15 protein-coding genes are annotated in these 13,546 nt (G+C 64.3%); 8 read left to right on the forward strand and 7 right to left on the reverse strand.

Annotated features, from left to right (window positions below; genetic code table 11):
- Nucleotides 1-15: 15 nt before the first annotated feature.
- Both GEV02_RS03460 and GEV02_RS03465 read right to left on the reverse strand, forming a co-directional pair.
- Nucleotides 16-3,105: an efflux RND transporter permease subunit gene (locus tag GEV02_RS03460; RefSeq protein ID WP_152836514.1), complete on the reverse strand. Its 3,090-nt coding sequence runs from the start codon at nucleotides 3,103-3,105 to the stop codon at nucleotides 16-18.
- Entirely contained in the window at nucleotides 3,102-4,226 is a 1,125-nt protein-coding gene (locus GEV02_RS03465; RefSeq protein WP_328595702.1) for an efflux RND transporter periplasmic adaptor subunit, read from the reverse strand. Before GEV02_RS03465 ends, GEV02_RS03460 begins: the two co-directional genes overlap by 4 nt.
- A gap of 156 nt (nucleotides 4,227-4,382) precedes the next feature.
- Between GEV02_RS03465 and hpnC the strand changes: the two genes are divergently transcribed.
- Nucleotides 4,383-5,225: a squalene synthase HpnC gene (hpnC, locus tag GEV02_RS03470; RefSeq protein ID WP_008448327.1), complete on the forward strand. Its 843-nt coding sequence runs from the start codon at nucleotides 4,383-4,385 to the stop codon at nucleotides 5,223-5,225.
- A 94-nt stretch (nucleotides 5,226-5,319) separates the two neighbouring features.
- Nucleotides 5,320-5,517 carry a hypothetical protein gene (locus tag GEV02_RS03475; RefSeq protein WP_152836515.1) on the forward strand — a complete coding sequence of 66 codons (198 nt, stop codon included), beginning with the start codon at nucleotides 5,320-5,322 and terminating at the stop codon, nucleotides 5,515-5,517.
- Here GEV02_RS03475 and GEV02_RS03480 read toward each other — a convergent pair.
- Complete coding sequence (locus GEV02_RS03480) at nucleotides 5,506-5,844, reverse strand: hypothetical protein (protein WP_152836516.1); 339 nt, start codon at nucleotides 5,842-5,844, stop codon at nucleotides 5,506-5,508. The two genes, GEV02_RS03475 and GEV02_RS03480, sit on opposite strands and share 12 nt — an antisense overlap.
- Before the next feature lie 57 nt (nucleotides 5,845-5,901).
- On the reverse strand, nucleotides 5,902-6,312 hold the full coding sequence (locus tag GEV02_RS03485) for a VOC family protein (RefSeq protein ID WP_152836517.1): 411 nt from the start codon (nucleotides 6,310-6,312) through the stop codon (nucleotides 5,902-5,904).
- Nucleotides 6,313-6,400: 88 nt separating this feature from the next.
- Here GEV02_RS03485 and hpnD point away from each other — a divergent pair, with 88 nt between their 5' ends.
- The 5 genes from hpnD to GEV02_RS03505 all read left to right on the forward strand — a co-directional run bounded on the left by hpnD (nucleotide 6,401) and on the right by GEV02_RS03505 (nucleotide 10,511).
- Nucleotides 6,401-7,234 (forward strand): presqualene diphosphate synthase HpnD, encoded by an 834-nt coding sequence (hpnD, locus tag GEV02_RS03490; RefSeq protein WP_152836519.1) that lies wholly within the window; start codon nucleotides 6,401-6,403, stop codon nucleotides 7,232-7,234.
- On the forward strand, nucleotides 7,227-8,633 hold the full coding sequence (gene hpnE / locus GEV02_RS03495) for a hydroxysqualene dehydroxylase HpnE (RefSeq protein WP_328595703.1): 1,407 nt from the start codon (nucleotides 7,227-7,229) through the stop codon (nucleotides 8,631-8,633). The genes hpnD and hpnE overlap by 8 nt, the downstream gene beginning before the upstream one ends.
- 116 nt (nucleotides 8,634-8,749) lie before the next feature.
- Nucleotides 8,750-8,887 carry a hypothetical protein gene (locus GEV02_RS32765; protein WP_008448316.1) on the forward strand — a complete coding sequence of 46 codons (138 nt, stop codon included), beginning with the start codon at nucleotides 8,750-8,752 and terminating at the stop codon, nucleotides 8,885-8,887.
- Nucleotides 8,888-8,891: 4 nt separating this feature from the next.
- Nucleotides 8,892-9,692, forward strand: a complete 801-nt coding sequence (locus tag GEV02_RS03500) for a DUF1700 domain-containing protein (RefSeq protein WP_152836520.1) — start codon at nucleotides 8,892-8,894, stop codon at nucleotides 9,690-9,692.
- 12 nt (nucleotides 9,693-9,704) lie between these two features.
- Entirely contained in the window at nucleotides 9,705-10,511 is an 807-nt protein-coding gene (locus GEV02_RS03505) for a head GIN domain-containing protein (RefSeq protein WP_152836521.1), read from the forward strand.
- 4 nt (nucleotides 10,512-10,515) lie between these two features.
- Here the strand turns inward: GEV02_RS03505 and GEV02_RS03510 are convergent, their stop codons facing one another.
- Entirely contained in the window at nucleotides 10,516-11,751 is a 1,236-nt protein-coding gene (locus GEV02_RS03510; protein WP_152836523.1) for a TIGR03862 family flavoprotein, read from the reverse strand.
- A 57-nt stretch (nucleotides 11,752-11,808) separates the two neighbouring features.
- Here GEV02_RS03510 and GEV02_RS03515 point away from each other — a divergent pair, with 57 nt between their 5' ends.
- Nucleotides 11,809-12,042, forward strand: a complete 234-nt coding sequence (locus tag GEV02_RS03515; RefSeq protein ID WP_235922633.1) for a hypothetical protein — start codon at nucleotides 11,809-11,811, stop codon at nucleotides 12,040-12,042.
- A gap of 27 nt (nucleotides 12,043-12,069) precedes the next feature.
- Here GEV02_RS03515 and moaD read toward each other — a convergent pair whose 3' ends face one another.
- Nucleotides 12,070-12,324 (reverse strand): molybdopterin converting factor subunit 1, encoded by a 255-nt coding sequence (gene moaD / locus GEV02_RS03520; RefSeq protein WP_152836524.1) that lies wholly within the window; start codon nucleotides 12,322-12,324, stop codon nucleotides 12,070-12,072.
- Entirely contained in the window at nucleotides 12,324-13,544 is a 1,221-nt protein-coding gene (locus GEV02_RS03525) for a molybdopterin molybdotransferase MoeA (RefSeq protein ID WP_152836526.1), read from the reverse strand. The genes moaD and GEV02_RS03525 overlap by 1 nt, the downstream gene beginning before the upstream one ends.
- Nucleotides 13,545-13,546 lie beyond the last annotated feature (2 nt).

Genomic DNA, 13,546 nt, shown 5'->3' on the forward strand with positions numbered 1-13,546 from the left:
TCCGCTGTTTTTTCGTTATTTCACCGGCTTTTTCACTCTAAACCACGCCGCATACAAGGCCGGCAGGAATAATAATGTCAATGCCGTGGCCAATATCAGGCCGCCCATGATGGCCACCGCCATCGGTCCCCAGAATACCGAGCGCGACAACGGGATCATCGCCAGCGCCGCCGCGGCAGCCGTCAGGATGATGGGGCGGCAGCGACGCACCGCCGATTCGACGATTGCTGTCCACGGATCATGGCCGGCCTTGATGTCCTGCTCGATCTGATCGACCAGAATCACCGAGTTGCGGATGATCATGCCGAACAGCGCGATGATGCCCAGATTGGCCACGAAGCCCAGCGGACGGCCCAGCACCAGCAGCGCCATCGCCGCCCCTGCCACGCCCAGCGGGCCGGTCAGGAACACCAGCAGCGCCCGCGAGAAGCTGTGCAGCTGCAGCATCAGCAGGGTGAAGATGATGAAGATCGCCAACGGCAGATTGGCCGCGATCGACGCTTCCGCCGTGCCGCTGTCGGCCGCCGCGCCTTTGACGGTGATCGCGTAGCCGGCCGGCAGCTGGTCGCGCAGCTCCTTCAGCTTGGGATCGATCTGGCCGGACACGGTCGGGCCCTGGATATTGTCGGCCACGTCGGACTGCACGGTGATCGCCCATTCGCGCCCTTCGCGCCACACCACGCCCGGCTCCCACACGAAGTGGGCGCGGGCCAGCTGGCTGATCGGCACCGACTTGCCGCTGGCGGTCGGGATATTCGTATCGTTCAGGATCGAGATAGTGTTGCGCTCCTCGATGGGCTGGCGGATTTGAATGTCGATCAGCTTGATGTCCTCGCGGAACTGGCCGATAGTCGTGCCCGACAGGATGGTGTTCGCGGCCCGCATCACGGTCTGCGAGGTCACGCCCAGCGCGCGCATCTTGTCCTGGTCCAGGTCGAGGCGCAGCACCTTGATCGACTCATTCCAGTTGTCGTTGACGCCCAGCGTGTTCGGATTGGCGCGCATGATGTCCTTCACCTGGTCGGCGATGGCGCGCACCTTGTCCACTTCGCCGCCGGTCACGCGGAACTGCACCGGATACGGCACCGGCGGCCCGTTCGGCAGCAGCTTGACGCGGCCGCGCACTTCCGGGAAGTCATGCTTGAAGACGTCGACGATCTTGTCGCGCAGCGCCGAGCGGGCATGCAGGTCTTTCGGCAGCACGACGATCTGCGACACGTTAGTCTGCGGGAAGATCTGGTCCAGCGGCAGGTAGAAGCGCGGCGAACCAGTGCCGACGTAGCTGGTCACGCTGACCACGCCCTCCTGCTTGCGGATGAAGGCTTCGAACTTCTTGACCTGCGCCTCGTTGGCCGCGAAGGTCGTGCCTTCCGGCGTCCACAGCTCTACCATCAGTTCGGGGCGGCTTGAATCCGGGAAGAATTGCTTCTCGATGAACTTAAAGCCGTACACGCCCAGCGCGAAGATCACCAGCGTGGCGACGATGGTGGTCTTGCGGTACTCGACGCACCAGTTGACCACGGCGCGGAACTTGCGGAAGCCCGGCGTGTCGAACAGGTCGTGCTCGCCGCCGCCATCGGCGTGCGGCTTGACCTTCAGCAGTACGTAGCCGATGTAGGGCGTGAACACCACCGCCACCACCCACGAGATCACCAGCGCCAGCGCGTTGACCGAGAATAGCGAGAAGGTGTATTCGCCGGCCGCCGATTTGGCCAGGCCGATCGGCAGGAAGCCCGCCACCGTGATCAGCGTGCCGGTCAGCATCGGGATCGCGGTCGAGGTGTAGGCGAAGGTAGCGGCGTCGAAGCGCGACATGCCCTCCTCCATCTTGCGCACCATCATTTCGACGGCGATGATGGCGTCATCCACCAGCAGACCCAGCGCGATAATCAGCGCGCCCAGCGAAATCTTGTGCAGGTCGATGTCCAGCATGCGCATGCACAGGAAGGTCACGGACAGCACCAGCGGAATGGTCAGCGCCACCACCAGGCCTGGGCGCACATCCAGGCGCAGCTTGGGCTTGCTGTGCATGCCCAGCGCGACGAAGCTGACGGCCAGTACGATCAGCACCGCTTCGATCAGCGTATGCACGAACTCGCCCACCGAGGCCTTGACGGCTTCAGGCTGGTCGGAAACGCGCTCCAGCTCAATACCGACGGGCAGCTTGGCCTTCATCGCGGCCACGGTCTTCTCCATGTGCTTGCCGAGCTGGATGATGTTGCCGCCCTTTTCCATCGACACGCCCAGGCCGATCACTTCCTTGCCGTTGAAGCGCATCTTGTTACCCGGAGGATCCTGGTACAGGCGCTTGATAGTGGCGAAGTCGCCCAGGCGGAAGGTGGTGCCGTTGGCGCGCAGCTCCAGCTCTTCCAGATCCTTGACGGTCTTCAGCGCGCCGGTCACGCGCACTTGCAGATTGTCGGTCGGCGTCACCAGCACGCCGGTGGCTTCCACCGTGTTCTGGGTGGCGATCTGGTTGGCGATGGCTTCGATCGGTATGCCCAGCTGGGCAAACTTCTTGTGCGAGAACTCGATGTTGATCTTCTCATCCTGCACGCCGAACAGCTCGACCTTGGACACCAACGGCACGCCCAGCAGTTGCTGGCGCACGAAGTCGGCGTAGTCCTTCATCTCGGCGTAAGTGAAGCCGTCGCCGGACAGCGCGAAGATCGAGCCGTAGGTATCGCCGAATTCATCGTTGAAGAACGGCCCCTGCACGCCCGGCGGCAAGGTGCCGCGGATATCGCCGATCTTCTTGCGCACCTGGTACCACGATTGCGCCACTTCCTTGGGCGGCGCCGATTCGCGCAGCTTCAGGATGATGGTGGTTTCGCCCGGCTTGGAGTAGCTGCTGATCTCGTCGATGTCCGGCGTTTCCTGCAGCTTTTTCTCCAGCTTGTCCGTGACCTGCTCGGCCATCTGCAGCGAGGTCGCGCCCGGCCAGTTGGCCCGCACCACCATCGCGCGGAAGGTGAACGGCGGATCTTCGTCCTGGCCCAGGTTGGAATAGCTGAGCATGCCGCCGATCAGCAGCACGGCGATCAGATAGCGCGTCAGCGGGATGTGCTCCAGCGCCCAGCGTGAGAGATTGAATCCGTCCTTCATTTGGCGGTCCCCGCAACAACCGGAGCCGCCGGCAAATCGTTACCGAGGATCTTGACCTTCTGGCCCGGCTTGAGCAGGTTGACGCCTGCCGTCACCACGGTCTGGCCGGCCTTGACGCCGCTGGCCAGCACGATATCGTTGCCGGCCGCGCCGGCGATCGTCACCGGCACCAGCTTGACCACGCCGCCATCGACCACCCACACGGACGAGGCCGATTTCTCATAGTACAGCGCCGTCAGCGGCACCTTGATCTGCGGGGTCGCGGTCTTGGAGGCGAATTGCACCACGGCCGTCATGCCCAGCTTGGCTTCGGCCAGCGAGTCGGGTATCGACACCTTGACGGTGTAAGTACGGGTGGATGGATCGGCCACCGGCGAGATCTCGCGGATCTTGCCGGCCACGGTGTTTTTCGGATCGGCCCACAGGCGCACCTGCACGTCCGGCACGCGGCGCAGCGTTTCGACCTTGTCTTCCGGCAGGCCGATGACGATTTCCTTCTCGCCCTGGCGGGCCACGCGCACCACCGGCGTACCCGGCTGCACCACTTGGCCAACTTCGGCATCCACCGCTGTCACCACGCCGTCAACATCGGACACTAGACTGGCGTAGCCGGCCTGGTTGGATTGGCCGCGATAAGCCGCCTGCGCGGCGTCCACATTGGCTTGCGCCGCCTTGTAGGTGGAATCCTTGGCGTCCAGCACGGCCTGGCTGACAAAGTTCTTGCTGCGCAGTTCCTGGTAACGCTTGAGTTCGGCTTTGGCCAGGTCGCGGTTGGTCTCGGCGGCGCGCAGGCCGGCCAGCGCCTGGGCCTGGGACAGCTGCAAGTCCTGCGGATCGAGCTGCATCAGCACCTGGCCGTGCTTGACGAGGGTGCCGACATCGACCTTGCGGGCGACGATCTTGCCGCCGACGCGGAAGCCCAGGCGCGATTCCACGCGGGCGCGCACTTCGCCGGAAAACTCGGCGTTGACATCGACGTCGCTGCTGGCGAGCACGATGGCGCGCACCGGGCGGATGTCTTCGGTTTTCTCGGCGGGTTTGGAACAGCCGGCCAGCACGGCGGCGGCCAGCACGCTAAGTATGAAGGGGGAAATCTGACGCTGATTTTTAAAGGCGACCACGGTGTATTCCTTTAGCTTGCTCTGGAGTGTAGATGGCACTACTATTACGGCTCGGAAATTAATGACTTTCCGTTAATTTATTATATGCCGAGCAAATCCGTTTGCAAATGACTTTCGCGTCATTAATTTTTAAAATTTTGCTTTGGGCCCTGTTTTATGTCGGTAGATCACTACGAAAATTTCCCTGTTGCATCAATTTTGCTGCCGAGCCGCTTGCGCCCGGCGGTGGAAGCGATCTACGCCTTCGCCCGCAGCGCCGACGATCTGGCCGATGAAGGCGACGCCACGCCCGAGCAGCGCCTGGCCGCGCTGAACGCCTACGAGGCCGCGCTGGCCCGCATCGAAGCCGGCGCCACCGGCCACGAGCCGATGTTCGAGCGGCTGGCCCAGGTGGTGCGCGCGTATGACCTGCCGCTCAAACCGCTGTACGAGCTGCTGTCGGCGTTCAAACAGGATGTGCTGGTGAGCCGCTACGCGACCTACGACGCGCTGCTGGACTATTGCGCGCGCTCGGCCAATCCGGTCGGCTTCCTGATGCTGCACCTGTACGGCCAGGCCGACGAGGAAAACATCCGCGACTCGGACGCCATCTGCACCGCGCTGCAACTGATCAATTTCCTGCAGGACGTGGCGATCGACATCCACAAGGAGCGCATCTACATTCCGCTGGAGGATCTGAACCGTTACGCGATCTCGCCGGCGGCGCTGGACCACGCCAGCGCCCGCCCCCGCTGGCGTTCGATGATGAAGTTCGAGGTGGACCGCGCCCGCGCGCTGATGCTGAGCGGCGCGCCGCTAGCGCTGCGGCTCAAGGGCCGCATTGGTTTCGAGCTGCGCATGGTGGTGCAAGGCGGGCTGCGCATCCTCGATGCGATCGAGGCCGCAGAGTACGACGTCTTCCTGCACCGCCCCAAGTTGAACAAGCGCGACTGGCTGGCCATCTTCTGGGCCGCCGTACGCATGAAAAAGCAGATGAAAGCGGTATTCAGCGCCGCCTGAGGCAGAGATAGAATAGCCGCGCACGATTAAATCGTTGCCTCTGCACAATTCCATCACGCCGTGCTACCTTCGCAGAAAATGGAGAGGTGGCATCATGGAAACGATAGACCGGTCGTCGCGACCGGATTTGGAAACATCAAAGGTGGTGGAATTGGGCGTCAACCTGCTGCAGAGCCGGGGCCGCGCTTTTGCGTCGGAGTTTTTGGTACGCAGGAATATTCCGTTCAGCGTCATCGTCCGCGTGTTGTCGGACCCGCCGGGACACCGCCGCGCCGGCAGCCTAAGGCGCTAGCGCCGCATTGGCGCCCAGCGGCGCCGGCGGCGTGTGCGATTGCTTCAGCACCGAATCGCGCAGCGCGGCCGCGTCCGTCACTGAGATCGCCGTCTGGCAATTCACCCACTCATTGGACATCTGCCATTCCTGATAGTCGCGCGCGCTCAGCCGGCGCTGTTCCTGCTCATTGAGCTGGTTGCAGCGGTTAGCCACCTGCGTGGCCTCCTGCAAATGCTTGGCGTAGTACGTCGCGGACTTCATCTGCACGTCGATTTCCGCCGGCGCGCGCCCGCATCCCCACAAGGCGGGGGCAAGCATCAGAACAGCGGCATACGAAGGCTTCATACAGATCATCTCCAGGGAAACGTAACATATTGTATCCTTGATGATGAGTTTCCGTCATTACGGTTGCGCCGGAGCACCTTTCAGCTCGACTACATTGCCTTCCGGATCGGTGAGATAGATCGACGGCCCCTCGCCTTCCGCCCCGTAGCGGGACTCCACCTGGCCGGCCGTCACCCCGTGCGCCGCCAGATGGGAGCGGATCGCCGCCTCGTCGAACGGTTCCACGCGCAGGCAGAAGTGGTCCATATTGCGGCCGCCGGCGCCGGGCGCCGCCCCGCCCATGCTGCCCAGCTTGCCGTCGACCGGCACCAGATCTATCAACGAACTGCCGGCGCGCAGTTGCACCAGCCCGATGGCATCCTGCCGCCGCTCGACCGTACAGCCCAGCGCGCCGCAGTAAAAAGCCAGCATGCGCTCCAGATCGACGATGCGCAGCACCAGATGGTCAATTTCACGAATACGTATCATGCATCCCTCCTCCATATCGACTCTAGCCCACATTGTGACACTTAACCTATAGAATAGCGGCTTCGATGTCATCCTTGCTTTTTTATCCATGTCTCCCGACGACTACTGCCAGCAAAAGACCGCCCAGAGCGGCTCCAGTTTCTACTACAGCTTCCTGTTCCTGCCGCCGGAGCGTCGCCGTGCCATCACCGCCCTGTATGCCTTTTGCCGCGAAGTCGACGACACCGTGGACGAGTGCACGGACGAATCGATCGCCCGCATCAAGCTGGCCTGGTGGCGCAAGGAAATCGCCAATATGTACGAAGGCCAGCAGACCCACCCGGTAACGCAGGCATTGCAGCCGCACCTGGCGCCGTACAACTTGCAACAGCAGCACCTGCAAGCCATCATCGACGGCATGGAAATGGATCTGAACCAGACCCGCTACCTCGACTACACGGCACTGAGCAAGTACTGCTGGCACGTGGCCAGCGTGGTGGGCATCCTGTCGGCCAGCATCTTCGGCGCGACCAAGCAGGAGACGCTGCAGTACGCGGAAAAACTAGGCCACGCCTTCCAGCTGACCAACATCATCCGCGACGTCGGCGAAGATGCGCGCAAGGGTCGCATCTACCTGCCGGTCAACGAGCTGCAGCAGTTCAACGTCACCGCCGCCGACCTGCTCAACGCGCGTCACACCGAGAACTTCGAAAAGCTGATGGCTTTCCAGGCCGCCCGCGCGCAAAAGGTCTACGACGAAGCGTTCGCACTGCTGCCGAAGGAAGACCGCCGCGCGCAGCGCCCTGGCCTGATGATGTCCGCCATCTACCGCACGCTGCTGACCGAGGTGGAGGCCGACGGCTTCCACGTGCTCACCCAGCGCATCTCGCTGACGCCTATCCGCAAGCTCTGGCTGGCGTGGAAGACCTACATTCGTGGCTGAGCAAGTGCAGGACAAGCGCGCCGGCAAATGTGAACCGGGACTGACTTCGCGTTCGGTCGCGGTGATCGGCGGCGGCTGGGCCGGTTGCGCGGCGGCCGTCGAGCTGGCGCGGGCCGGCTACAAGGTCACGCTGTTCGAAGCGGCGCGCACACTGGGCGGCCGCGCACGCCGCATCGAGACCGACCAACGGCACTTGGACAATGGCCAGCACATCCTGCTGGGCGCCTACAGCGCAACCCTGCGGCTGATGAAGCTGGCCGGCGTCGACCGCGACCAAGCCTTGCTGTCGCTGCCGCTGCAAATGCGCTACCCGCCCGGCACCGGCGGCATGGATTTCCTGGCGCCGCGCCTGCCCGCGCCGCTGCATCTGGCGCTGGCGCTGCTGCGCGCGCAAGGCCTGGAGCGCGCCGATAAACTCAGCCTGGCGCGCTTCTCCACCACCGCGCGCTGGATGGGCTGGCGCCTGCATACCGATTGCACCGTCTCCGAACTGCTGGAACGCTTCGACCAGACCCCGCGCCTGATCCAGCTGATGTGGCGCCCGCTATGCCTGGCCGCGCTGAACACGCCGCCGGAGCGCGCCTCCGCGCAGATCTTCCTCAACGTGCTGCGCGACAGCCTGGGCGCCAAACGCAGCGCCTCGGACATGCTGCTGCCGCGCGCCGACCTGTCGGCCCTGCTGCCCGAGGCGGCGGGCGCGCTTGTCGAAGCGCACGGCGGCTCGATCCGCACCGGCGCCAAGGTGCGCGCACTGCGCTCCATCGAAGGCCGCCTGTGGCAGCTCGACATCAGCGGCGCGGCCGTGGGCGGCAACTGGAGTACCTATTTCAGCGGCGTGGTGCTGGCCACCGGCGCCAGCCAGGCGGCCGCTCTGCTGCACGAGATACCGGATTGCGACACCAGCACCGTCTGCAGCCAGCTGATCGCCTTCGAATCGGAAGCCATCACCACCTGCTACCTGCAATACGATACGGCCACGCGGCTGGACCTGCCTTTCTTCGCCCTGCTGGACGACCCGGACAACCACCAATGGGGCCAGTTCGTGTTCGACCGCGGCCAGCTGGACGCCGGCCAGGCCGGTTTGCTGGCGGTGGTCATCAGCGCCTCCGGCAGCGCCGCCGCTCAAAGCCAGGACTTGCTGGCTGAAGCGGTCGCGGTCCAGCTGGCGGTGGCCTTCCAGCGCCCGGAGCTGGGGCGCCCGCAGTGGTTCAAGGTCATCACCGAAAAGCGCGCCACCTACGCCTGCACGCCGGGGCTGCTCCGTCCGTCCAACGACAGCGGCCTGCCCGGCCTGGCCATCGCCGGCGACTACACCGCCGGTGACTACCCGGCCACGCTGGAATCGGCGGTCCGCAGCGGCGTCGCCGCAGCAGCGCTGCTCAAGGGAGCTACCATCTAGTCCCCCGTTTTTGTCGCCTGCTCCGCTATTTATGCAGCCTGTCACATGCCGATGGCATCCGGGCGAGCGCTTGCGTACAGTAGCATCATCGACAAAAGACAATAATTGGAATCAACATGAACCTCGCCCTCAGCCTGAAAACCCTCGCCCTGGTCGCCTTTGTTGCGGCCAGCACGGTCGCCATCGTGCAGACCAAGCCGGTGGCGGAGAGCGCGATGGCTGTGGCTCACAACAGCGCAACATTAGGTATTTGATATCATGAACAAGCAGGCATACCTCGACGCGCTCAAACAGGCCATGCAGGGACTGCCCCCGGAAACGGTGGCCAAGACCCTGGCCTACTACGAGCAGCGCTTCATCGACGGCCTGGTGGCCGGCCGCAGCGAGGCTGAGGTCTACAAGGAACTCGACGAGCCGCGCAAAGTGGCCATGACGCTGCGCGCCAACGTCCACCTGAACGCCTTCGAACAGAAGAAAACCCCGGTCAACCTGGCCCGCGTGATGGTCTCCTTCATCGGCCTGGCGATCTTCAACCTCTTCATGGTGATCCCGGCGATGGTGTACGCCTCGCTGCTGGCCGCCGTCTACATCAGCGCCTTCGGCTTCTACATCGGCGGCGTGGCCCTGGTGGCGAGCGGCCTGTCTGGCCAGAACGAACTGGCGCTGGAAGGCCCGCTGCGTCACGTGATGGAGTTCACCAACGCCCACTTCGACTCGCCGGAGCAGCAACAGGAGACCGAAGGCTGGCGCATGGCGATCAACAGCATGGGCGTCCAGATCAACAAGGAGCCGGATGCCCAGGACAACAGCAGCTCCGGCGACGAAAACCTGAGCCGCAGCGGACGCCTGCTGAACCGCGCCGAGGCGGTGGCCACCGGCGACCTGCGCATCACCACGGATTTCGACAGCGGCGCCCGCACCAGCCAGTCGCTGATCGGCTTCGGCCTGATACTGGGCGGGATAGGCCTGTGCCTGATCAGCATCGTCGCCACCCGCTACACCATGATCGGCCTGCGAAGGTATATCGCAATGAATGTGTCCCTGCTTCGCGGACGCTAAGGAGTCATGAACATGCGCGCTTTATTAAAAATCGGTACCAGCCTGCTGCTGCTGTCCTTCGTCCTGATCGGCATCAGCTACAGCATGCTCAAGGCCTACGGCAGCACCAGCCCGACCAGTTCGGCCGGGCGTTCACTGGGCAGCGAGACCCGCAAGATTGACGCCATGGCCACTGCCATTGAACTCAGCGGCCCGATAGACCTGATCCTGATCCAGGGCCCCGTCGCCTCGCTGAAGGTACGCGGCGAACAGCGCTCGCTGGCCAATATCGAGACCATCCAGGATGGCCGCGACCTGCACATCGGCACCAAGGGCATGCTGCTCAATCCGCGCCATCCGCTGCAGGTGGAACTGATACTGCCGCAGCTGGAAGAGCTGGTGGTACGCAGCAGTGGCGACACCAAGGTCTCCGGCTTCACCGGCGACAAGCTGGAATTGCAACTGCATGGCTCGGGCAATGTGAACTTCACCGGCCGCTATCGCGAGCTGACCGCCAGCGCCCACGGCAGCGGCCATCTGAACCTGAATGCGGGCAGCAGCGAGGATGTGGAACTGGAGATGGTGGGTTCGGGCCAGATCACTTCGTCGGGCAGCTGCAAAACACTGACTGCGGAGCTGACCGGCTCCGGCGACCTCGATGCGCGCCACTTGGCGTCGGAAAAAGTGACGGTCAACCTGAAGGGCTCGGGCACCAGCCAGGTCTTCGCCAAGCACTCGGCCGACCTGACCCTGCGCGGCAGCGGCGATATCCGCGTGATGGGCAACCCAGACAACCGCAACGTCAGCCGCACCGGTTCGGGCGACGTGACCTGGGAATAACGATCTAGCTGCGCGCCAGCCAGGCCAGGACATCGCGTCCTGCCGCTTGGCCGCTGGCCAGGCAAGCCGTCAGCAGATAGCCGCCGGTTGGTGCTTCCCAGTCGACCATCTCGCCCGCCACGAACACGCCCGGCGCGGATTTCAACATCGTTCCTTCCAACGCATCCCAACGCACGCCGCCAGCGCTGCTGATCGCTTCGTCGATCGGGCGTGGACGCAGCAGCCGCACCGGCAGATGCTTGATCGCCCGCGCCAGCTGATCCTCGTCCGCGTATTGGTCCTTGCTCAGGCATTCGCGCAGCAGGCCGGCCTTCACGCCCTTGATACCCAAACGGCTTTGCAGATGGCTGGCCATCGAGCGCGCGCCGCGTGGTCGCGCCACTTCGTCCGCCACTCGCTGCGCCGTCAAGTCGGGCAGCAGGTCGAGATAGATGGTGGTGGAGCCGTCGGCGGCAATCTGGTCGCGCAAGGCGGCCGACAAGGCGTAGATCAAACTACCTTCGATGCCGCCCTGGGTGACGACGAACTGGCCCTGCTTGCGGAAGGCCTTGCCGTCGGCGCCGGTCGAGATGATGGCGACGGTGGTCAATGGCTCGCCCGCGTTGCGGCTGCTGAAATGCTCGCTCCAGGCGACATCGAAGCCGCAGTTCGCTGGCACCAGCGGCGTCACCGCCGCGCCGCGTGCGGCCAGCAAAGGCACCCAGGCGCCGTCGGAACCCAATCGCGCCCAGCTGCCGCCGCCCAAAGCCAGTACGACCGCGTCAGCCTGCACCAGCAGCTCGCCGTCCGGCGTGTCCAGCACCAGCGCGTCGTCGCGCCAGCCCAGCCAGCGGTGGCGCATATGGAACTGCACGCCGCTCTCGCGCAGCCGGTGCAGCCAGGCGCGCAGCAGCGGCGCCGCCTTCATATCGGTCGGGAACACGCGGCCGGACGTGCCGACAAACGTATCCACGCCCAAACCATGCACCCAATCCCGCACATCCTGCGGGCCGAACGCGTCCAGCATGGAGCGCAGCGGCGCCGAGCCCTTGCCGTAGCGCGTAACGAAGTCCGCATACGGCTCGGCGTGCGTGATGTTCATGCCGCCACGCCCGGCCAACAGGAATTTGCGGCCGACCGACGGCATCGCGTCATAAACGTCGACACGCGCCCCGCCCTGCGCCAGGGTTTGGGCGGCCATCAGGCCGGCGGGACCGCCGCCGATGACGGCAACGCGAAAAGGTGTCAAACTAGACTGCATGCATTAGGTCCGATATGAGACATTGTTACAGGAGACATGATGGGCGCGACATTCTGGATGAAACGCTATTTACAGGCCGCGGTGCCCTTGTTTGCGATACTGGCGGCGGTGGAATGGGTCAAAGGCTCGACCACGCGCGAAGACTATGTGAGCGCCGCCGTCTGGGCGCTGGCCGCGGCAGGCATTTTCACCTATGCCGCATGGCGGCGCTACCGCAGCGCCAAGGCCTGCGGCATGTGCGACGACCTGGCCGCCGCGCGCAACGCCAGCGCCAAGGCCAAGAAGCCCTGAACGCCAGGCCGCTGCTTAAGCTCTACTTCAACCGCCGGTAACCGGCGGGAAGAACGCCACCTCGGCGCCATCGGCCAGCGCCGCATCGGCGCCGCACATCACCTGGTTGCAAGCCATGCGCAGAGCCGGATTGCCCAGCGCCTGCTGCCAAACGTCGCCGCGTGCGGCCAGATGGGCGCGCAAGTCACCCACCGTACCGACACCAGCCGGCAGCTCCAGCGTCTCGGACGACGCACCCAGCGCCTCGCGCACGCTGGCAAAAAATTTAACAGTAACAGCCATCAGTACATTAACTCGCTAAACGGTATAAATCGAACCATGTCCCCTGCGGCGATGGTCTGGCCTGGCGGATTATCGATCACGCCATCGCCCCATACGGTCGACGTCAGAACGCCGGAACTCTGGTTGGTGAACAGTTCCAGGCCGCCGGTGGCATTGATGCGGGCGCGCAGGAACTCATTGCGCTTGTCCGCCTTAGGCCAGTTGAAATCGGCGCGCATCGGGAACGCGCGCGGCGCCAGCCCTTCCGTCACGCCTTGCAGGCGCAGGAGGAATGGACGCACAAACATCAGGAAGGTGATAAAGCTCGACACCGGATTGCCCGGCAAGCCGACAAAGAAAGCCTTGCCCACCTCACCGAACGCCAGCGGCTTGCCCGGCTTGACGGCGATCTGCCACATATTCAGCTTGCCTTCCGCCTCGACGGCTGGCTTGATGTGATCCTCCTCGCCGACCGAGACGCCGCCGGAAGTGATAATCAAATCATGCGCCTGCGCGCATTCGCGCAGCACCGAACGCGTAGCGTCCAACGAATCGGGCACGATGCCGAAGTCGGTGATCTCGCAGCCCAGGTTTTCCAGCAGCGCGCGCAGCGTGAAGCGGTTGGAATTGTAGATGGCGCCAGGCGCCAGCGGCTCGCCCGGCATCGTCAACTCATCACCGGTGAAGAACACGGCCACGCGCAGCTTGCGCTTGACCGGCAGTTCGGCCAGTCCGACCGATGCCGCCAGCCCCAGCTCCTGACTGCGCAGGCGCGTACCGGATGGCAGGATCACGCTGCCGTTGGTGATGTCCTCGCCGGCGCGGCGTATCCATTCGCCGGACTTCGGCGCATGGCGTATCGTCACCAGATTGCCCACCAACTCGCACTGCTCCTGCATCACGACCGCATCCGCGCCCTCGGGTATCAGCGCGCCCGTGAAGATGCGCGCAGCGGTCCCCGGCAGCAAAGGCTGGCCGACATGGCCGGCCGGAATGCGCTGCGACACCGTCAGCGCCGCATTGCCGCTGACGCAATCGGCGGCGCGTACCGCGTAGCCGTCCATCTGCGTATTGTCGCGGCCCGGTACGTTCATCTCCGACACCTGCGCCTTCGCCAGCACGCGGCCATTGGCCGCCAGCGTAGGCACCACTTCCACATCGGTCAGCGGACGCACGGCGGCGGCCATCAGGGCCAGCGCTTCGCTGACCGCCAGCAGGGGCTTGGGCTTGTAGTCGCTCATCT

This window comes from Rugamonas aquatica (assembly GCF_009380215.1).
GTDB classification, from domain to species: domain Bacteria; phylum Pseudomonadota; class Gammaproteobacteria; order Burkholderiales; family Burkholderiaceae_D; genus Rugamonas; species Rugamonas aquatica_B.

Bases quoted from the DNA above. Each gene is read 5' to 3' on its own strand.
- GEV02_RS03460 (WP_152836514.1), bottom strand. From the start codon at position 3,105: ATGAAGGACGGATTCAATCTCTCACGCTGGGCGCTGGAGCACATCCCG.
- hpnC (WP_008448327.1), top strand. From the start codon at position 4,383: ATGTCGGTAGATCACTACGAAAATTTCCCTGTTGCATCAATTTTGCTG.
- GEV02_RS03475 (WP_152836515.1), top strand. From the start codon at position 5,320: ATGGAAACGATAGACCGGTCGTCGCGACCGGATTTGGAAACATCAAAG.
- GEV02_RS03480 (WP_152836516.1), bottom strand. From the start codon at position 5,844: ATGAAGCCTTCGTATGCCGCTGTTCTGATGCTTGCCCCCGCCTTGTGG.
- GEV02_RS03485 (WP_152836517.1), bottom strand. From the start codon at position 6,312: ATGATACGTATTCGTGAAATTGACCATCTGGTGCTGCGCATCGTCGAT.
- hpnD (WP_152836519.1), top strand. From the start codon at position 6,401: ATGTCTCCCGACGACTACTGCCAGCAAAAGACCGCCCAGAGCGGCTCC.
- GEV02_RS32765 (WP_008448316.1), top strand. From the start codon at position 8,750: ATGAACCTCGCCCTCAGCCTGAAAACCCTCGCCCTGGTCGCCTTTGTT.
- GEV02_RS03500 (WP_152836520.1), top strand. From the start codon at position 8,892: ATGAACAAGCAGGCATACCTCGACGCGCTCAAACAGGCCATGCAGGGA.
- GEV02_RS03505 (WP_152836521.1), top strand. From the start codon at position 9,705: ATGCGCGCTTTATTAAAAATCGGTACCAGCCTGCTGCTGCTGTCCTTC.
- GEV02_RS03510 (WP_152836523.1), bottom strand. From the start codon at position 11,751: ATGCAGTCTAGTTTGACACCTTTTCGCGTTGCCGTCATCGGCGGCGGT.
- GEV02_RS03515 (WP_235922633.1), top strand. From the start codon at position 11,809: ATGAAACGCTATTTACAGGCCGCGGTGCCCTTGTTTGCGATACTGGCG.
- moaD (WP_152836524.1), bottom strand. From the start codon at position 12,324: ATGGCTGTTACTGTTAAATTTTTTGCCAGCGTGCGCGAGGCGCTGGGT.
- GEV02_RS03525 (WP_152836526.1), bottom strand. From the start codon at position 13,544: ATGAGCGACTACAAGCCCAAGCCCCTGCTGGCGGTCAGCGAAGCGCTG.